The 18,783-nt window shown below is 51.6% G+C and carries 15 protein-coding genes, 1 tRNA gene and 2 pseudogenes; 8 read left to right on the forward strand and 10 right to left on the reverse strand.

All coding sequences use genetic code 11. The features are described from left to right. Positions 1-142: 142 nt before the first annotated feature. A tRNA-Arg gene (locus ACM1PF_RS26915) sits at positions 143-215 on the forward strand. Positions 216-318: 103 nt separating this feature from the next. Here ACM1PF_RS26915 and ACM1PF_RS26920 read toward each other — a convergent pair. From ACM1PF_RS26920 to ACM1PF_RS26935, 4 genes are all read right to left on the reverse strand, one after another. Then, positions 319-948 (reverse strand): cytochrome c oxidase subunit 3, encoded by a 630-nt coding sequence (locus ACM1PF_RS26920; RefSeq protein WP_416669067.1) that lies wholly within the window; start codon positions 946-948, stop codon positions 319-321. A gap of 181 nt (positions 949-1,129) precedes the next feature. Then, entirely contained in the window at positions 1,130-2,794 is a 1,665-nt protein-coding gene (ctaD, locus tag ACM1PF_RS26925; RefSeq protein WP_416669069.1) for a cytochrome c oxidase subunit I, read from the reverse strand. 96 nt (positions 2,795-2,890) lie between these two features. Continuing rightward, positions 2,891-3,910 carry a cytochrome c oxidase subunit II gene (locus tag ACM1PF_RS26930; RefSeq protein ID WP_416669071.1) on the reverse strand — a complete coding sequence of 340 codons (1,020 nt, stop codon included), beginning with the start codon at positions 3,908-3,910 and terminating at the stop codon, positions 2,891-2,893. A gap of 986 nt (positions 3,911-4,896) precedes the next feature. Beyond that, positions 4,897-5,355 (reverse strand): hypothetical protein, encoded by a 459-nt coding sequence (locus ACM1PF_RS26935; protein WP_416669073.1) that lies wholly within the window; start codon positions 5,353-5,355, stop codon positions 4,897-4,899. A gap of 532 nt (positions 5,356-5,887) precedes the next feature. On the opposite strand from ACM1PF_RS26935, the gene cobS reads away from it, so the two are divergent. Further along, positions 5,888-6,670, forward strand: coding sequence for an adenosylcobinamide-GDP ribazoletransferase (gene cobS, locus ACM1PF_RS26940; RefSeq protein ID WP_416669074.1), 783 nt, complete (start codon positions 5,888-5,890; stop codon positions 6,668-6,670). A 161-nt stretch (positions 6,671-6,831) separates the two neighbouring features. Here cobS and ACM1PF_RS26945 read toward each other — a convergent pair whose 3' ends face one another. The 3 genes from ACM1PF_RS26945 to ACM1PF_RS26955 are packed head-to-tail and all read right to left on the reverse strand — an operon-like array spanning position 6,832 to position 8,677. Next, the gene (locus ACM1PF_RS26945; RefSeq protein WP_416669076.1) at positions 6,832-8,142 is read right to left on the reverse strand and encodes a TGS domain-containing protein; all 1,311 of its coding nucleotides are present in this window, start codon (positions 8,140-8,142) and stop codon (positions 6,832-6,834) included. A 14-nt stretch (positions 8,143-8,156) separates the two neighbouring features. Then, the gene (locus ACM1PF_RS26950) at positions 8,157-8,327 is read right to left on the reverse strand and encodes a hypothetical protein (RefSeq protein ID WP_416669078.1); all 171 of its coding nucleotides are present in this window, start codon (positions 8,325-8,327) and stop codon (positions 8,157-8,159) included. Positions 8,328-8,353: 26 nt separating this feature from the next. Next, positions 8,354-8,677 (reverse strand): hypothetical protein, encoded by a 324-nt coding sequence (locus ACM1PF_RS26955; protein WP_416669079.1) that lies wholly within the window; start codon positions 8,675-8,677, stop codon positions 8,354-8,356. Between the two features lie 546 nt (positions 8,678-9,223). On the opposite strand from ACM1PF_RS26955, the gene ACM1PF_RS26960 reads away from it, so the two are divergent. Next, positions 9,224-9,559, forward strand: coding sequence for an NfeD family protein (locus ACM1PF_RS26960; RefSeq protein WP_416669081.1), 336 nt, complete (start codon positions 9,224-9,226; stop codon positions 9,557-9,559). Between the two features lie 289 nt (positions 9,560-9,848). Here ACM1PF_RS26960 and ACM1PF_RS26965 read toward each other — a convergent pair. Then, positions 9,849-10,867, reverse strand: a pseudogene (locus ACM1PF_RS26965) (DnaJ C-terminal domain-containing protein). 67 nt (positions 10,868-10,934) lie between these two features. Further along, positions 10,935-11,534: an AAA family ATPase gene (locus ACM1PF_RS26970; protein ID WP_416669083.1), complete on the reverse strand. Its 600-nt coding sequence runs from the start codon at positions 11,532-11,534 to the stop codon at positions 10,935-10,937. Between the two features lie 142 nt (positions 11,535-11,676). Between ACM1PF_RS26970 and ACM1PF_RS26975 the strand changes: the two genes are divergently transcribed. Further along, the gene (locus ACM1PF_RS26975; protein WP_416669085.1) at positions 11,677-11,799 is read left to right on the forward strand and encodes a hypothetical protein; all 123 of its coding nucleotides are present in this window, start codon (positions 11,677-11,679) and stop codon (positions 11,797-11,799) included. A gap of 255 nt (positions 11,800-12,054) precedes the next feature. After that, complete coding sequence (locus ACM1PF_RS26980) at positions 12,055-14,355, forward strand: transglutaminase TgpA family protein (RefSeq protein WP_416676809.1); 2,301 nt, start codon at positions 12,055-12,057, stop codon at positions 14,353-14,355. A gap of 79 nt (positions 14,356-14,434) precedes the next feature. Here the strand turns inward: ACM1PF_RS26980 and ACM1PF_RS26985 are convergent. Further along, a pseudogene (locus ACM1PF_RS26985) lies at positions 14,435-16,548 on the reverse strand (DNA polymerase III subunit gamma/tau). Between the two features lie 161 nt (positions 16,549-16,709). Here ACM1PF_RS26985 and ACM1PF_RS26990 point away from each other — a divergent pair. From ACM1PF_RS26990 to ACM1PF_RS27000, 3 genes are all read left to right on the forward strand, one after another. Further along, a complete protein-coding gene (locus ACM1PF_RS26990) occupies positions 16,710-16,928 on the forward strand; it encodes a hypothetical protein (protein WP_416669087.1) in 219 nt (72 codons plus the stop codon). A 114-nt stretch (positions 16,929-17,042) separates the two neighbouring features. Continuing rightward, positions 17,043-17,759 (forward strand): photosystem II biogenesis protein Psp29, encoded by a 717-nt coding sequence (gene psb29, locus ACM1PF_RS26995; RefSeq protein WP_416669089.1) that lies wholly within the window; start codon positions 17,043-17,045, stop codon positions 17,757-17,759. An 86-nt stretch (positions 17,760-17,845) separates the two neighbouring features. After that, positions 17,846-18,781, forward strand: a complete 936-nt coding sequence (locus ACM1PF_RS27000) for a PRC-barrel domain-containing protein (protein WP_416669091.1) — start codon at positions 17,846-17,848, stop codon at positions 18,779-18,781. The last annotated feature ends 2 nt before the right edge of the window (positions 18,782-18,783 follow it).

The raw sequence follows: 18,783 nt of genomic DNA on the forward strand, positions 1-18,783 counted from the left end.
TATATTGGTTGGGACGAAGCATGATCTCATGACGCGATTCATCAACCCTATTTTTCCCAAAATTAGGGGAATGGATAACGATCGCTCAGGTATCAATTCAAATCTAGCGTTCAATCTAGCGTTGATGAGAGATGCATCTCCTGCTCCAGTAGCTCAGTGGATAGAGCAACCGCCTTCTAAGCGGTCGGCCACAGGTTCGAACCCTGTCTGGAGCGTTCAAAGTAATAGGCACCTCACAGTCTGCGAGATGCCTCAACTACATTTCAATAATTTGGATTCACCCACAGCAAAACTTCAGGCGTGAATTAGGGCAGCACCTTAGAACAGGGTCAGAATGTATAGCAGCGAAAACAGCACAATCCAGATAATATCTACAAAGTGCCAGTAGATTTCCGCCATCTCAATCCCCGTATGCTTGTGGGAAGAATAGTGTCCAGGACGACGCGATCGCCACAACACGCCCAGAATCAGCAGGATTCCTACAAAAACGTGCAGTCCGTGGAAACCGGTCATCAGGTAGAAGCAATTGGCAAAGATGTTGGTGCTGAGCCCATAACCCAGGGTTGCGTACTCATAGGCCTGACCCGCCAGGAAAACTGCGCCCATCAGGGCAGTGGCGAGGTACCACTTCCGCATACCCTTAACATCATCTTTCTTAATCGCTGTATCGCCGTAGTGAATCACAAAACTACTGGACACCAGGATAATCGTGTTAATGGTTGGCAGCAGTAGCTCCACTTCTGTCCCTTCCGGGGGCCAGGCTTCAGCAGCACCACGCAACAGCAAATAGGCGGCAAAGAAACCACCAAACATCAAAGATTCAGAGAGCAGAAACGTCAATAGTCCCCAGACGCGCAAATCGGGATGTTCTTCATGGGCATCAACCGCTTCGGGGGGAACGTAGGAGTTGAGTTCTGCTTGAGAGGGATCGACTGTGGAACCTTGCATAAGCGTAGGAGGCAAATTGAACGTTTAGGAGTAGGGGGTAGGGAGTGGGGAGTGGGGGCAGGTTTTGGCGTAGATTGAGTGAGAGCACAGACAAGGGAAACGCCGTAATCACTCAATCGCCTGTCTTCTCCCCTTAACCTATCACCGATTACCAATAACCTGCTCCCCATTCACTGAACACTTAAGAACTTGAAACAGCAACCTCTTCTTCAGCCGGTGCGCTGCGACCATTCATCCCATAGGCATAGGGGCCGTGGGTAACGACGGGTAAAACTTCCCAGTTCTCGATGATGGGCGGAGAATCGGTCGTCCATTCCAGGGTTAGGGCATCCCAGGGATTACCTGATGCTTTTTCACCGCGTGACCAACTCCAGATGGCGTTGATTAAAAAAGGAACCGTGGAAAAGGCCAGGACAAAGGCTCCGATCGTGCAGAGCTGATTCACAAATGCAAACTGTGGATCGTACATTGCCACCCGACGCGGCATTCCCTGTAGTCCAAGCTGGTGCATGGGCAGGAAGGTCAGGTTTGTGCCAATGAACGTCATCACAAAATGAATCCGTCCCAGGGTTTCATTCATCATCCGTCCGGTCATCTTGGGATACCAGTGGTAAATCCCGGCATAGATGCCAAACACCGAACCGCCAAACAGCACGTAGTGGAAGTGGGCCACCACATAGTAGGTATCGTGAACGTGGATATCAACAGGAGCTGTTCCCAGCGTCACCCCGCTCAATCCTCCCAGGACAAACATGGCCAGCAGACCGACGGCAAACAGCATGGCACTGGTGAAACGAATCTTGCCGCCCCAGAGGGTTGCCACCCAGCTAAAGATTTTTACTCCCGTCGGCACCGCCACAATTAAGGTGGAGATGGTGAAAAACAGCCGCATCCAGGGAGGAGTGCCACTAGTAAACATATGGTGTACCCAGACAAACAGCCCCACAACGCAGATCGCCAGACTGGAATAGGCGATCGCCTTGTAGCCGAAAATGGGCTTGCGGGCATGCACCGGGATCACCTCCGACATAATTCCGAAAATGGGCAGAATCATCAGGTAAACTGCCGGGTGAGAATAAAACCAGAATAGGTGCTGGTACATCACCACGTTACCGCCCTCGTCGGGCTTGAAGAAGGCAGTACCAAAGTTGATGTCAAACAACAGCAGCGTCAAACCGGCTGCCAGTACGGGGGTCGAACATAGAGCCAGAATGGATGTCGCCAGAATTGCCCAGCAAAACAGCGGCAGTTCATCCCACTTGAGGCTGGGAACCCGCATTTTCAGAATGGTGACAATGAAGTTCACCGATCCCAAAATTGAGGACGTTCCCACCAGGACGATCGCCAGGATCCACATAGACTGCGCTGTATTTGCCGTTACCTCACTCAGGGGAGGATAGGAAGTCCATCCGGCCTGCGCTCCACCAAAGAAGAAACTGCCTAACAGCAAGAGTCCAGCGGGTGGGTTTAACCAGTAGGCGATCGCGTTCAGCTTAGGAAAGGCCATATCCCGGGCCCCAATCATCAGGGGAACCAGGAAGTTGCCGAATCCGCCGATCGCCGCCGGCACAATCCACAAAAAGATCATGATTGTGCCGTGATTGGTCAAAAAGGCATTGTAGAGGCTGGGATCAATGAAATCAGGATCAGGCGTTGCCAGTTCTGTCCGCATGGCAACGGCCATTAATCCACCAATTAAGTAAAAAACAAAGGAAGTGACCAGATACTGAATGCCGATCACTTTGTGGTCAACATTAAAGGTGAAGTAGTCGTACCACTTCCACGCCTTGTGAGCGTGTCCATGCTCGGCAGCAGGGCTAGTAATCGAGGCTTCTGCTTGGGTCATAGAATCGTGTTGAAAGTCGGCTTTTCGGGACTCTTAATAAATTGAGTGATGAATTGAACCAGAACTAATCGGTCAATCCATACTCTGGATAGAGGCTTAGAGATGGCTATGGAGTTGAGCCAGGGCATCCGTCGTCATACCCATATCCTGGGAATAGGGCGACAGGAACTCTGAAGGGGTCAGCTCGGCTACATTCGTGGCTACCACCTCGGGCTCCTTCTGCGCCACGCGGTTTTCTGTCAGCCACTGCTCAAACTCTTCTGGCGTATGAACCACGACCTGCGATCGCATCCCCCCATGGTAACTACCGCAAAGTTCTGTACAAACCACAGGATAGGTTCCAGGCTTGGTCGCCACAAAACGAAGTTCTGTTCGCTCACCAGGGATCGCATCCTGCTTCAGCCGAAACTGCGGAACCCAGAAGGAATGGATCACATCCTGGGCAGAGAGGTTCAGCAACACATCTGCGCCAACTGGAACGTGCAGTTCACCAGCCATAAAGTTGTCTTTTGGATAGTTAAACAGCCAGGCAAACTGAATACCCGTTACGTTCACGACCAGATCAGCCGGTTTGCGAACTTGATTGGGGGCACCAATCCCGTACTTGGCTTCGAGTTCTTCATCGGTTGTCGCCCCGCCTTCGGTATCGGCTAACAGGGGCATCACATCTCCAGCGATCGGGGTTTCTGCCTGAGGGGCTTGGGCTACCAGCGTTGCTTTAGCAGAGTGATGCGCCATCATGGCATGGCTGCCTGGACTTAGCCCACCCATTTCCTGAAAGACGGCAACGCTATAAATACCGAGTCCAATGACAATAATGGCGGGGATCGCTGTCCAGAAGGCTTCCAGGGGCAAATTTTCTTCGACTGGAATACCATCTCCCTCATCGCCCTTCCGCTTGCGAAACACGATCAGGAAATAGACCAGCGCCCCTTCAACCACCAGGAATAAGGCCGTGCCGATGGTCATCATTACGTCAAATAAGCCATCGACCAGAGGAGCTTGTTCCGATGCCTGCTCTGGCAAAAGACCATGATTCTGCCCCACCCAAAGGCTGATCAGCGTTACAGCAACCCCAGCCGTCAGAGTTAGGAGTGAAACGGGAATCTGTTTCATAGGTTCAGGTCAAGTGTCCTAATTCATTACATTGTGTATCTGGGGAGTTTAGTCAAATCGAAACCCTGCAACCCTTCACAGTTGTTGGTTTCTTCCCCAAGCTGCTGCAAATCACGTCCGCTAAATCGATCGCTCAGTTTTCGTGATCATGATTCATGATGCAAACAACTCGTATCGATGTTCAGAGCGACATCGGGCAGTATCAACCGCTCCCACACCCACCTGTGAAGCCTGAATGAGACACCAGACTTCAAGTAACAGGGTAAGCGGAACCCAATGAACATCTGCCGCTTCTTAAGATAGATGTAAGGATCAATTGCACTAATCTCTCAGACTTTTTCTCAATTGTTTTCCATCATCTGAGGGGGAAGGGAGGAGCTTAACCTGAGCGAAAAATCCTCGATTGTAGAAAGAGGAAAATGATTCGATCGAATTCCGTCTCTTGTTTAACGAGCGTTTAATATTTGAATTGAATTTTTAACTGAATCGATCGCTCAATGCGCCCAATTACTCCTCGATTCTTCACAGAAGGGTGGCTGATGATCAGAGCACTTGAAAGTATCTTTTTTTGCACCACAACCCAAAAGACATCAGGAAAAACAAGCGATTTAATAACGGCTTGTTACATCAACGCCAGCAGTTTTACTTCCTAATTCTAGCGTTTGATCAAATAGGTGGTGACAGGATTTCCGGGGGATTCGACTGGCACTTCCAGGGAGCATCCCCTTTATGCAAACTGATTAACTTCCGTAACACAGGCAAGATGGCTGCCAGTGAGAGAGTGGTCTTGCAACTGTAAAATTGTGACGCACTCCATTTCTACCTAAAGGAATAGTCTTCAGCAGATTTATTATTTCTACAGAGAAATCCATCCCAAGCTTTCACCTGGAAGAAGGGCTGAAAAGTATCCGGCGTGCGGCATCTCCCGTGGCATTGGCATATTTGATCATGGGCAGGTCAGCCTGATGAGTGGGCAGGTAGCCTGGTTAGAAAGAGAAGTTCTCTTCGTCATCTAAATGCATATCCCATCCTGCCGACAAAACTTCTGCCACGACTGCTTCCAGGGTTGCCACATTGAAGCTGCGAGACGCTTGTTCCTCCAGAGGATTGGATAGGGGAATCAGTTGAAGCTGGCAATTCTCCTGCATCAGGTTGAAATGGGCCTCCTGACTCGGAGAGAGCTGCAACTCCAGATAATCAAAACTATGGAGATTGATGTATAGTGTGCGGTTTGCCACCAGGGTCGATCGCTGCGGGTCAGCAAAGACTTCTAGAATCCAACCTTCACCCTGAGCCAATGGCACTCCATCTTGACTGTAGGTATAGCGCACTTGATTGAGGTCAGACAGAAGCCTCTCTATATCTTGCTTGTTGACCACAATGCCTGTGTCAACAATACAGGGGGCGGGTAGATTCTTATTCCTGGAAAGTTGGTTGTGACTCATACAAAAAAGCCTTTGGTCTGGTTTGTGACCTTAAGTGATGATCTGGAAAAATGTCGCTCCCTCACCAACCGCAGCGATTTCTCGCCTGGTTCGCTTCTTAATCAGACAAGACTAGATTCATCACAAAAGCACTCACTAAATGCTGCCAAATTGGGTACACTACATCAGGGTAAAAGCACATCAGGGTAAAAGCCATCAATCGGACTTTTGAACAAGATTGCTGGCAGCTCAATCAAGCTACCCACCCCCTAACAAAACTGAACCGTTAGGACTGAATCAGTCCAGTCAGGCAGGGTACGATCGTCGTATTAAAAAAACATTAAAACAGTAGTGCATGAAACAATCTTAACCTAAGATATTCCAGCGATTTCTAGCAAAATTTACGGAATTTACGCTCCGTATATTCTTGTTAGTGCCAGATGCGTACCTAGATTTTCATTATGGCGATAACTGGGATCTATAAATTCAGCTAGGTTGCTGAAGCTTTTGCCCAAAGAATGTGGTATGAAATGATGCAACTCAATCTTCTTCAATGATCATTGGATCAAAGTTTGCTTCCAGATTCGCTGCAAAGCTTGCGTCGGCGATCGTCTTCTACACCGTTCTGCCCGTTCCTGGATCGCCTACTGAGTTTCAGAGCGTCTCTCACTTCGCACCCTTGGTTGGGCTGCTCATCGGTGGGTTGTTGAGTGGGCTGGATGGGGGGATGGACTTTGTGGGTGTGCCAACTCTGACGCGAAGTGCCCTCCTGGTAGTGCTCTGGATTGGCATAACGGGTGGACTTCACCTGGATGGGGCAATGGATACCGCTGACGGATTAGCAGTTACCGACCCCGATCGCCGCCTTCAGGTCATGGCCGACAGCGTCACTGGAGCCTTTGGAGCCATGGCCGCCGTTGCAATTATCCTCCTCAAAACCACTGCTCTGACGGATTTAGATCACCATCGCTGGCTGATTCTCCTGCTGGCAGCCGGTTGGGGACGTTGGGCCCAGCAAATTGCCATCGCTCGTTATCCCTATCTCAAACCCACGGGCAAAGGAGCCTTCCACAAGCAAGCCCTGCGATCGCTTTGGGACACCATCCCTTCCCTGGTGTTACTCCTGGGACTCAGCCTCATTCCCCTCCTGCTCTCCCTGCTGAACCATCAGGGAACTGCCTATGCCGTTTTTCCTCTCCTGGGATGCCCGATCGCCCTTCTCATCCCCGCCTGGTTCAACCACAAGCTCGGCGGCCAAACGGGAGACACCTACGGAGCAACGGTGGAATGGGCAGAAGCCTTATTTCTCGTTGTAATGACGATCGCACCCTACTAAGGGATTCGTAATCAAATAGCATCCCAATTTTTGAAACAATCGGCTGTAAGGGCGCACAGCAGTGCGCCCCTAACGGGTATGTTATTTTGCCGCATCCCCCTAATCACCTGCCCCAGCTACGCCCAACGTCCAACCCCATCCCACCCATCCCCACCGCGAAGCTACAGCGGAGCAATGGTGACAAAGTTCACGGAACTCGGCAAGATTGAGATCGGTTTAGCCACCTTCACCCGTTCCACATTAGAGAGGTGGGATAAATGGTGTAGCACCTGATCGAGGTGTTGGCGGGACAGAATCACAATGCCGATCGTCGCTCTGGCGGTTCCGTTTGAAACAGTAAGGCTCCGTAGATCAGGGGTGATCTCCATCTCCACTAGCTTATTGAGAATCGGCCTGAAGGTATCGGGTTGATCAGACAAAGTCAGTTGTAGCTGAATCTGGCATCGATCGCTGTTCCAACTGAGGGGACGAAGCTTTTCTGGGGCTAGGTCACGCAGATTAAGACAGTGGGGTTGATGGATGCGGACAGGACGTTTGGGCGAACTCACTACGCCAACGATCGAATCTCCGGGTAACGGCATACAGCAGGAGGCAATACGCCAATTTTGCTCCCCCCCACTGGCGATCGAACTGTCGTCAGGCGCGCCCCAGAACCCCGTCTGCTCAGGGGATATACTACAGTTCTGGAGTAAATTTTGCAGTTGGGACAAACTGAGTTCGCCGCATCCCACCATGCTGATCAAGTCATCCACCGAAGTGCGGTTCAACAATCTAGCAACCTGTTCTAGCCTTGGGTAATAGTTGCGAATAGATTTGCCCAAGGACTGCTTCACCTGCTTCCAGCCCCGATGAATATGTAGCCGCTTAATGCTGCGCAGAATGGCTCGTTTGGCAATTCGCGTTTTGACAAACTTAAGCCAGTCAGGATCAGGGGTCGCTTCTGGATCTTTAATGATTTCCACAATGTCCCCCGTTTTGAGGCGGCAATCAAGCGGCACTTCTCGGCCGTTCACCAGGGCCCGGACACATTGATCGCCCACGCAGGTATGAATGCTGTAGGCAAAATCTATCGGAGTTGCACCACAAGGCAGTTTCACTACACGATTATGGGGAGTCACTGCATAGATTGTGCTACTGCGAGTATAGGTGGACTGAGTTTCTGAAATAAGATTCAGTAACGCTCCAACATTCAAAATCGGGATATTAAACCCAGCAAAGGTAGATGGATGAGCGGCAATCAAAGTATGGAAAAAAGCGGGTTTATATGCCACGATCGCATCTACATTCAGTTGCCGACCGCAAATCAAAAACATTGCATCATGAAAATCATAGGTTTCTAAATGCAGGATTGCGGTGTTCGCCTGTTCAATCACACGCTCATAGTCCAGGCTCAGGTGACTGTTGCCCAACTCTAATAACCGATGAATGACCTGCTGGGCTTGTTCTGCCCCAAAATAAAGCTTGACCTGCATATGAGCAATGCAGATCAAGAAGGGGGGAAATATACGGTCAGGCGATCGGCTTCAATCAAGACGTGAAGCTGCTCAATTTCTGCCCGACGGCGATCAAAGTCCTCATAATCGTTATTCCAGCCTGGTTCCAACGCTAAATCTAGAAGCGTCTCTAGACCAATCAAAACGCTAGATACCATTGGCATTGTAAATGGAGACTAGTAAAGACGAATCAGGAAGAAGCACCCGAAGAAGCAGACTGATATTTTTGAGCGAGATGGGTTCGGACGGCCTGCCGACCGTCAAACGGCTGCTGGGGAACTGGAATTTTCGGGGGTGGAGCGGGAACTACCGCTAATTCACCCGTAGCGATTTTGTTGAGCAAACCGGCAATCCAGGGCTTACCACCATAAGTACAGTTATAGCTGTAAGCAATTTCCTCAAGCACCTGGCGAGTTTCAGGAGACATTCGCATGGATACAGTTTCGTTATTGAGAACAGGACGCTTGCCCCGTCCCAGAGCTAGTTGATCCGTTTTGGGATTAGGATTTGCCACAACTCTAAACCTTTTGCGAAGAACACTACAACAAGAACTAAACTGAAAACTACTGTCAAAAAAGCTTGTAGTTCATTAATTGACTAGAGCCAGTATATGCATTGGAACGACATCTAAGCGATTCAATCAGGGGACAGGCTGATTCGGGCAGTGAGTCCATACTCCTGATGATTCTTCCTGATGATTCTTCCAATAGCGTTAACTTTCACAGGGAAACTGACGTAGACAGGGTCGTAAACAAGACAGAGGAATCAACCTTCGTCACGGGTACAGGCAGCCCAAATCCGAAGGCTCTCTGCGCTGTTACTCAACCCTGTTAGTCAACACTTTAGCAAAGAGTTTTGCTAAAGCTACAGGACTTTATCGGAATATCATATGACTTCATTTAAGCTTCATCCAACCGTATTTTCCGTATCTGTCCATCCATAACATACTTCAGTTTTTAGATTGACTTTTGCAAAAGTTATGGAATCTATCCAAAACCTGTGGTAGCTTTAGCATAGGTCAGTTTATCTGACTCCACCTCTCGATAAGGAGAACACGGTGATGGGCGCATTTAATCTACTTGGATTTGTCGGTTCACTTTTGTATTCGGCATTATACAGCGGAGAAGCTCTGAGGCCTCCGATCGCCAACTTCGCTGCTCCATCCAGGGTTCCAGAACGTGAAGCAACAGTGGTGAAGGCCATCGAACCTCATAGAACAGGAAGAGTACGCTTCCAGGGTTCGGAGTGGACTGCTCGCAGCCAGCAGTCTGTGGTGCTGGAACCGGGTGATGTGGTGTATGTGGTTGGACGAGAAAACATTACGCTGCTGGTAGAGCCTGTATCCTGGGAAAGCGATCGTTCCCTCAGGCAGCACACCTTAACTTCAGTTGGATAAAGCACGAGGGGTGGATGGACTTGAAGTTCCTGCTAAAGCGTCGTTCGGTTGAATTGATCTGAACCAGGCTGTCACTAATCTGAACTAATCTGAACTAATCTGAACTAATCTGAAATAGCCTGAACCAGGCTACATTCATTTGAACAGATGCAATAAAGGTAAGGTCGTCTTGGAGAACACTTCAGGACGACTTTTTAAGATCCCTGTTCGGTCATGCGATCTAATGAGCAAGTCAATACAGCAAGGGAACTGACCCAAGCCATCCCCTCCGGTTCCTCTATCTGTCCCTTTAAAGCTTCATCTGCTTCAAATGCTGGCGTGGATCAGTCGATCGGGTAGCTTTCAATTTCTCGTACAGTTCCCGTTCCGTCGCATTAAGACTGGCAGGAGGCACAATCAGAATTTTTACCAGTTGGTCGGTTCGATCGCCTTTCGGAGTCCGCCAACCCTTACCCCGCAGGCGCATGACCTGCCCAGAGCGAACCCCCGCTGGAACATTCATGGTGACGGAACCATCAGGCGTGGGCACTTCGACTGATGCACCCAGAACCGCTTCATCCGGCGCGATCGGCAATTCACAGATCAGATTATCACCCTCAAACTGGAAGAAAGGATGGGGCTGGAGTTCCACGACCAGATACAGATCCCCCCGTTGACGGCTGTAGGAGTTCATTTGCCCTTTACCCTTGACTCGAATCCGAGAACCCGGCTTGACCCCAGGCGGAATCTTGACAGTAATGACTTCCCCCCCCACATTGAGCCGCTTTTGGGCACCATAAAAGGCTTCTGACCAGCTCAAGGACAGAGCAGACTCTAAATCTTGTCCCGCAGCAGTGGTCGTTGTATCGTTGAAGCCATTACCAAAGTCGCTGTAACCGCCTCCAAAGCCCGAACTTCCGGGCCAGGACGATAGTAGGTGCGTTGTCCAGCCGTTGCCCCAGGTGCTCCAGTTGCTCCAGTTGCAAACCGTCCTAATAGCTCGTTAATAAAATCGTCAAAGCTGCCGTACTGGCTGAAGTCGAATCCGCCCATGTCTGGCGCACCCGCTCCTGGCGACCAACCACCCGTGCCGACGCGGTTCCAGTATTGCCCAAACTGGTCATACTTGCGTCGCTTATCAGGATCAGACAGAACCTCGTAGGCTTCGTTAATTTCTTTGAATTTGGACTCTGCCGTCTTATCACCTGGATTTACATCAGGGTGATATTTCCGCGCCAGCTTGCGAAAGGCTTGCTTAATCTCGTCCGCACTGGCACTTTTGTTGATCCCTAGCACTGCGTAGTAGTCTTTGAAGTTGGTCGCTGCCATCCACTCGGTTCCTCAATTCGCGTTCATGTCTACCAGGTTCTGCCTCTAAGCTATCAGGAGTTTAGGGTTAAACGGGTTCGGTTGGGTGTTCAAGATTAGGGCAATTTCCGAACCTATCCGGTTTTTTGGTTAGCTCGATCGCCCAGCCATCACTCCAATTAGGACTGCGGTGATCTAAAGCAGGATACGCCAGGCTACGGTATACAATTAAACCCTCTATCCCTTCGTTGGGATGGGGTGGAGCACCAGTTAACTGGCGATGCATTTGCTGAATCACATCCTCAGGGACTTGTCGATCGCGCTGCTGATTCCGTCGCAGACATACCTCCAGTGGGACATCCAACCACAGGGTCACAATTTGAGTAAAACCCGCCGAGTGGGCCAGGGCGATCGCGTCTTTGCGATAGGAGCGTTTGGTGTTAGTGGCATCATAAATGGCGATTTGAGCCTTTCCCTCCTGGATCCACTGTACCGCCTGACGGAACTGCCGTCCCACTTCCCGCCAAATCCACAGCCACTCCCCCTGAATTGCTTCATCGCCAAACAGCCTGGCGCGGATCGCATCGGTGGAGATCACAACCAGTCCACTGCCGGTTTGCTGCATCGATCGAACCAGGGAGGATTTACCGCTTCCAGGTAAACCAACCAGAAGGAGGAGTTTCGGCATAGGTTAGGCAGGCAGGAAGAAGGAGGAACATCGCTTTATAGTTGTTCAACGTAGTTGTTCAATTTGTGAACCATCATCTGTTTCACTGAGCATCTCAGTCAATCATCCAGCCGTGTGGCTCTATGAGCATTTTGGGTTTGAAATGGTCAGCAACAGCAATGAATTCCTCTCGATGGAGGCTGAATCGATCAGCCGATCGAAAGAACTGGCGATCGAGTTACTCCGGCGGCACAAACCGGGAAGGCTAAGGATCATGGATAACTAATCTGTGTGATGCTTGAGTTGGCTAACTGGGCAGTCCAGATGCCCGCTCCACAAGAGTTCTAGATAATTTAGTTCGTATGCCTGAGAAGAAAATCTGATTTCTTGTTAGGTTTTTAAGGAAACAAAAATTCTGATTTTCTGGACTCCTGACTACCTGGAACGGGCGATTTGCAGATCGCTCCTACCTCCCCACTCCCTGTACGGGCGCATTGCAATGCGCCCCTACTCCCCACTCCCCACTCCCGATCCAATGCCCATGCGCCTCTCAAAACTTTCCCTTCGATCGCCCCGTTTGACCTCCCTCAAACAACAGTGGGCAAAACCTGCGCCTGTGGAACCAGAAGATTCCCTACTGCTGCGGCTGTTCGTGCAGGGGTTAGTCACCGTGGGAATTATCGCCACGGATATTGCAGCGGCGGATGTGGTGGATGCGATCGGCACCAGTTTGTGGGCTGTTCCGGTCAGCTTTGTTGGGGCAGGATGGAGCTATGTGCGGCGACGGCAGCGGAATATCCCGGTTAAGTTTTGCATTGCGATCGGCATGATTCTGGCTCTGGCGGTGTTTTTCATACAGTTGTGGACAGAGCGGCATGATACCCGCCTGGCGTTGGCAGGATTATTGATTCATCTACAAGTACTGCACAGCTTTGATCTGCCCCGTCGCAAGGATTTGGGCTATTCCGTTGTAATTGGGCTGATCTTACTCAGTGTGGCGGCGACCCTCAGCCAGACGATTTCCTTTGCACCACTGTTGCTGCTGTTTTTGGTGATGGCTCTGCCTGTGTTGGTGTTGGACTATCGATCGCGGTTGGGACTGACCGCCAATCGCCTGCACCAGGTGAAGCTGGATCTGGCTCCGAAGCGGTTAGGGGTGATGCTACTGGTGGTTTTGGGTCTGGGACTATCCCTGTTTATGCTGATGCCGCGCTTTCCGGGGTATCAACTCCGCAGTTTTCCAGTGAGCGCCCCGATCGACTTTCAGGGCGAGTTTGATCAAAGCAGTATTTTGAATCCGGGGTATGTGCGGGGTGGACTGGACGATCCGAATGGGACAGGCGAGGGAGCGTGGGGAACGGTTCCCGGTGAGGTAGATGATGAGTTCTACTATGGCTTTAACAGTCAAATTAACCAGAATCTTCGGGGGGAAATGACTCCCAGGGTGGTGATGCGGGTGCGATCGCAATCTCCGGGGTTCTGGCGAGTGCTGGCCTTCGATCGCTATACCGGCCAGGGTTGGGAGATTTCTCGCAATGAAGAGGAGGAGGTACAAACCCTGACCCGCCCTCGCTGGACGTTTCGTTTTACCCTACCCTGGAATGTCACTCTGAATCGCACTCGTGAAGTGGTGCAGTCCTACACCGTCGTTTCCCGCCTCCCTAATTTAATTCCTGCCCTCTACGACCCGAAGGAGCTTTACTTCCCCACCAGCGAAATCGCCATAGATCCAGAGGGAGGACTGCGATCGCCCGTTGCCCTCTCGGAAGGGCTGACCTATACGATCGTTTCAGAAGTGCCCTACCGCGATCGCACCCTGTTACGCAGTGCTCCAACGACCTTACCGCCCTACATTAGCAATCACTATTTGCAAGTTCCAGAGGCGATCGCGCCTCGGCTTCGGGAGTATACAGAATCGATTCTGGCCGCCGCCCCCAACCCCATCACTGCTGCCTCAGAACAAGCGTTGTATCTCACCCAATACCTGAAGCAAAACTATCGGGTTCAGCCCAACCTACCCTTTTTTGATGAGGATGAAGATTTAACTGAAGCCTTCCTATTCAAGTACGAGGGGGGCTATCCCGATCATTTCGCCACGACCTTAACCCTGATGCTGCGATCGATCGGGATTCCAGCCCGGTTGGTGATGGGGTTTGCCCCAGGCGAGTTCAATCCGTTCACGGGTTACTACGTGGTCAGAAACACCGATGCCTATGCCATGACGGAGGTGTTTTTTCCAAAATACGGCTGGTTTGCCTTTGACCCAATGCCGGGTCATGAGTTGATTCCGCCTTCGATCGAAGAGTCCAGGGTGTTTGGCGTGCTTCAGCAGTTCTGGAACTGGATGGCGGGATGGCTACCCTCTCCAGTGACGGGGGTGATCAACCGGATATGGGAATGGCTCAGTCAGACTTTGGGACGGGCGATCGGCTGGTTCACGGCTCTGTTTACCCAGGGTTGGGCAGGAATTTTAACCGGGCTGGCTGTCCTGACGGGGATTGGCTTTCTGGGTTGGATTGGCTGGAGTGGGTGGCAACAGTGGCGATATACGCGCTGGCTGGCTCATTTGCCGCCGATGGAGGCAATCTATCAGCAAATGCTCCGATACCTTGCTGTTGCGGGATTCCCCAAAGCTCCCCAGCAAACGCCCCTGGAGTATGCCAATGGTTGTCAAGAGCAACCGTCGCACCGGGCAAAGGCGATCGAGGTTATTTGTCGGGCTTATGTGGAGTGGCGGTATGGGGGACAGATGCCGGATATGGAGGAAATGCGCTGGCAGTTGCGGGAGGTGAAAAGGCGGAAGAGGGAAGGCGGAAGAGGGAAGGCGAAAGAGGGAAGGTGAAAGTGAAGATAGCTCTGCTTTGCTGACTGGGCGGGCAAGATGTCTACCCCACAAAAGGTTTAGCTTATGAGGTGCGCCTCTAAAACGGGACATCGTCATCGGATTCTTCAGGTTCAGCTTCCGAGAGTTCCAGGGCTGAATCCTCTAGTTTGCCGACGGGTAGATCATTGTCCAGTCCAACGATTTGCCCGTTGAAGAATTGGGCTAAACTCTTGGCGGCTCCGCTGACCTCATCGTCTTCCTGCCAGGGAATGGGGGGAGAAGTGGAGAAGTCCGGTTCTGGGGCGGGTTCGATCGCAGTGGCAGACGGAGGGGGGGCGGCTTGAACGGGAGCCGATGGCTGGATGGGAGCAGAATTTTCCCTGGAAGCTGTTCCTAAACCGGAGGGAGCTGATTCTTTGACCGATCGAGGTCTGGGAGCAGGAGCAGGCGGGGTGGTCGGGCGGGGTGATTCCGTCAAAGTCATCTGCGTTTCAGTGGCCGTCGTGACTTCCAGGCTGACTCGTACCTTACGCTGATAAACCGCCTCAAACGCTGCTTCGATCGTGGATAGTTTTTCCTTGGCCATTTTGAACAACGGCTGGGACTTAATCCCGACTCGCGCCTCATGCCCATCAAAAAAGAGTAAGCTTCCCTGCTGGTGCAGCAAAACCTGAGTCCCCCGGAACTGAATTTGTTCGAGTGCCTCATGCCAGATCCGCTCTAAATCCTGGCTGGAAAGCTGTTCGAGGTTTGGGTTGGAATGTTGGTTGGAATGTTGGTTGGAATCTTGGGGCTGAAGATCCGGAGCCGCATCTGCTGCAACCGCCACCTCCTCAATCCGATCGACTGGTTCTACTGGTTCTACTGATTCTTCTAAAATTGGCGCAACTTCAGCGATTGCAGGTTCTGGAATGCTGCCAGGTTTCTTGTCCGGAGGTTCCTGAACGGGTGGAGCTGTCGCTTCCAGAGGCTTTGCCTTCGGAGGGGGTATCTGAGTGGGCGGAGCAACCGGTTGGGATGGAGCCGATCGCAGCCCTCCCGACTCCTGACTCCCGACTCCTGACCCCCGACTCCCGACTCCCGACTCCCGTTGGCGCAGCGTTTCCGCCGCAAAACTCCCGATCGCCGATGGCAATAACCCCATCAACGTCACTTCCAACCACAGCCGAGGTTGAGCCGTGTTTCGTACCTGTATCTCCGCTTCCCGTAGGTGTTGCTGTCCTCTTAGGATCGTGCCCATCTCTAAATGCTGGGCAAACTCACACAATGCTTTCCAGGTCATTGGCGTGATGGCAACCAAATCCTGGCGATCGGGACTGGCTTTGGCAATCAGCAAATCTCGATAGAAGCTGGCCAGGTTTTGCAGCACGATTAGGGGTTCCCGGCCCGATCCATCAAGTGCCGGGCCCGATCGAGTACCGTTGTGGCATCATCCTGGGCGATCGCCTGCACCAGTTCAAACAAATCCCGCTCTGGTACGGCTCCGACTAAATCCCAAACTCGCTCAACGGTGATTGATCCTTCCAGTAGGCTCAGTTGATCCAATAACGCTTCTGCATCCCGTAACCCCCCCTGGGAAATCTGCGCCACGAGCTGAACCGCTTCTGGAGTCACGTCGATCGCTTCGTTTTGGGCGATTTTTCCCAGATGCATCACCATTGCCTCTAAGGGAATCCGGCGAAAGTCAAACCGCTGACAACGGGAAATAATCGTGGGCAGAACCCGCTGGGGATCGGTGGTGGCCAGAACAAAGACGACGCGATCGGGGGGTTCCTCCAGGGTTTTGAGGAGGGCATTGAATGCAGCCGTGCTGAGCATATGACACTCATCGACGACGTAAACCTTGTAGCGACACTGAACCGGGGCAAATTGCGCTCGCTCAATCAGTTCTCGAATATTATCCACCCCCGTATTGCTGGCAGCGTCAATCTCAATCACATCCAACGCTGCTCCTTTGGCAATCATGCGGCAGGCTTCACACTTACCACAGGGTTGAGCCGTGGGGGTTTCGCTGGTCAGACAGTTCAGCGACTTGGCCAGAATCCGGGCACTGGAGGTTTTGCCGGTTCCCCTCGCTCCCGTGAACAAATAGGCAGGGGCAATTCTTTGCTGACGCAGGGCATTGGTCAGGGTAGCGGCGATCGCCTCCTGTCCCACCAATTCAGCAAAGGTTTGGGGGCGATACTTGTGGTGAAGCGGTTCGTAGGACATAGGGACGGAAATGCTGCCTACCATTTTAGTCAGGGATCACGATCGGGATTTTAGACCTTAAACCTTAACACTCTTCCTGGCGATCGACGGGTCGATTTTTAGCAGGGGGAAGTAGGGAATAGGGAATAGGGAAAGCAATAGCTCCATCTACCCATCCACCCATGATTCAATCATTCACCCACTCATCCACCCACCTACCCACCTACCCACCTATCTACTCCTCACTCCTGACTCCTGACTCCCCACTCCCCTACTCCTCACTCTCCCACTCCCCTACTCCTGACTCCTCACTCCCCACTCCCTTACTCCTGACTCCTCACTCTCCCACTCCCCTACTCCTCACTCCCCTACTCCCCACTCTCCCACTCCCCTACTCCTGACTCCTCACTCCTCACTCCTCACTCCCCTACTCCCCACTCCTCAATCTGATCCCCGATCCCTAATCCCTGCTACTCTATAGAAATAATGCGATCCAACTATCTTTAAGAATTCAAGTGAGTAACGTCCGCACCGTTTCAGATACCAAGCGAGCTTTCTATACGCTCCACACCCGTCCAATCAACTCCTTTTACCGACGAGTGGTGGACGAGTTAATCGTAGAGATGCACCTGCTTTCCGTCAATGCGGACTTTCGCTATGACCCGGTGTATGGGTTGGGCGTAGTGACTGCATTCGACCGCTTCATGCAGGGCTACCGACCCGAACAAGACAAAGCTTCTATTTTTAATGCTATTTGTCAATCCTTAGAGCAAGACTCCCAAAAGTTTCGGCAGGATGCAGAGCAATTACGATCTGAAGCCGTTTCGCTGTCGGAAGAGGACTTTTTGACACGGATTAAGCAGTTAAATGCTGAGAACGCAGGGGGGCTGTTTGGTGGGCTGCGATCGATCGCCGAAAACAGCACCTTTAAGTACAGTCGGCTATTTGCGATCGGGCTGTATACCCTCCTGGAAACCATTTCCCCCGATCTGGTCAAAGATGAGACAAAACGCAATCAAGCCCTGACCAACGTGGCAGAGGGACTTAATATCTCCTTTGAAAAGATCCAGAAAGACCTGGAACTGTATCGCAGCAACCTGGATAAGATCGCTCAGGCCCAGCAGGTGATGAGTGATATTTTGGAAGCCGATCGCAAAAAGAAAGAAGAACGGGCAGGGCCAAAGATGCGATCGTCACTCCCCCAGATTCCCAGGAATCCACCTGACGACTAGAGATGGAGTAAGCTGAGAGTAAGTCGATGACCCTGATTTGAACATCAGCGTCACCATTTTCCATTCCTCGCCCTCAATCTTGAATCATGTCAGCCAACTCCATCACTCGGCAAAGTGACTTTATCGGTCGTTTAGTGCTCGATCGACAGACAGCTGAATCGCTGGGTCGGGTTGCAGAGTTGTGGCTCGATCCCAAGGCGCATCAAATTATTGGACTGAGCTGTAAGGCTGGACTGCTGGGCACGCAACGGCACAGTTTTACATGGTCGCAAATCGAGTCAATCGGAGAGGACAGCATCATGGTGTCTGCCCTGGAGGGCGTGAACGCTGAAAAGCCAGAAAGTGCCATTAGCCAAATTGCTCAGGACATCTGGACAGATAGCGGCAGCCAGATGGGTGGCTTGATCGACTATCGATTTGATCCAGAAACTGGAGATGTGATCGACTACATATTTGTGTTTAACGGTTGGCGCGGCATTGCCGACAGTGGCTATTGCTTTCCCCCCGTTGCAGTAATCAGCATGCATCCCAAGCGGGTGATTGTGGCAGAAGCGGCAACCCAAAACCCGGAACGGTTTACAGGTAGGTTGGATCAGGGGATTGCCAGCATCAAAGATTTTCTCAAATCAGATTATGCACGAACTCAGGAAGACATTCAGACGATCGCCAACCGTCTGCAAGGCATCACTCGGAAAACTACCGCTCAGTTAAAAGACGCATTGCCTCATGCTGGGCAACTCCAGGCTGCCCCTGATCGCACCACTGATGAACTGGATGAACTGGATGAACTGGACAAACCAGGAGCAAATGCGGAATTGGCACTGGATCAGACCGTTCCCCAAGATGGGTTGCTTCAAGATAGTCCGATCGCCACACCAGAAGCCGATCCTGAACCTCTGATGGCAGAACCTATCCAGAACACAACCCAGGACACAGCTCAGGACACAACTCATGACAAGATCCTGAATTCGATTCAGGACAAGATCCAGGACGCAACCCCAGACTCAGGGAATTCTCATTGACC

The sequence above is a fragment of the Egbenema bharatensis FJBBOT/2019 genome, assembly GCF_048077055.1.
Taxonomy (GTDB): domain Bacteria; phylum Cyanobacteriota; class Cyanobacteriia; order Elainellales; family Elainellaceae; genus Egbenema; species Egbenema bharatensis.

What these genes read in the sequence shown, in the direction of transcription:
- ACM1PF_RS26920 (WP_416669067.1), bottom strand. Translation starts at nt 948, where the DNA reads ATGCAAGGTTCCACAGTCGATCCCTCTCAAGCAGAACTCAACTCCTAC.
- ctaD (WP_416669069.1), bottom strand. Translation starts at nt 2,794, where the DNA reads ATGACCCAAGCAGAAGCCTCGATTACTAGCCCTGCTGCCGAGCATGGA.
- ACM1PF_RS26930 (WP_416669071.1), bottom strand. Translation starts at nt 3,910, where the DNA reads ATGAAACAGATTCCCGTTTCACTCCTAACTCTGACGGCTGGGGTTGCT.
- ACM1PF_RS26935 (WP_416669073.1), bottom strand. Translation starts at nt 5,355, where the DNA reads ATGAGTCACAACCAACTTTCCAGGAATAAGAATCTACCCGCCCCCTGT.
- cobS (WP_416669074.1), top strand. Translation starts at nt 5,888, where the DNA reads ATGATCATTGGATCAAAGTTTGCTTCCAGATTCGCTGCAAAGCTTGCG.
- ACM1PF_RS26945 (WP_416669076.1), bottom strand. Translation starts at nt 8,142, where the DNA reads ATGCAGGTCAAGCTTTATTTTGGGGCAGAACAAGCCCAGCAGGTCATT.
- ACM1PF_RS26950 (WP_416669078.1), bottom strand. Translation starts at nt 8,327, where the DNA reads ATGCCAATGGTATCTAGCGTTTTGATTGGTCTAGAGACGCTTCTAGAT.
- ACM1PF_RS26960 (WP_416669081.1), top strand. Translation starts at nt 9,224, where the DNA reads ATGGGCGCATTTAATCTACTTGGATTTGTCGGTTCACTTTTGTATTCG.
- ACM1PF_RS26970 (WP_416669083.1), bottom strand. Translation starts at nt 11,534, where the DNA reads ATGCCGAAACTCCTCCTTCTGGTTGGTTTACCTGGAAGCGGTAAATCC.
- ACM1PF_RS26975 (WP_416669085.1), top strand. Translation starts at nt 11,677, where the DNA reads ATGGTCAGCAACAGCAATGAATTCCTCTCGATGGAGGCTGAATCGATC.
- ACM1PF_RS26980 (WP_416676809.1), top strand. Translation starts at nt 12,055, where the DNA reads ATGCGCCTCTCAAAACTTTCCCTTCGATCGCCCCGTTTGACCTCCCTC.
- ACM1PF_RS26990 (WP_416669087.1), top strand. Translation starts at nt 16,710, where the DNA reads ATGATTCAATCATTCACCCACTCATCCACCCACCTACCCACCTACCCA.
- ACM1PF_RS27000 (WP_416669091.1), top strand. Translation starts at nt 17,846, where the DNA reads ATGTCAGCCAACTCCATCACTCGGCAAAGTGACTTTATCGGTCGTTTA.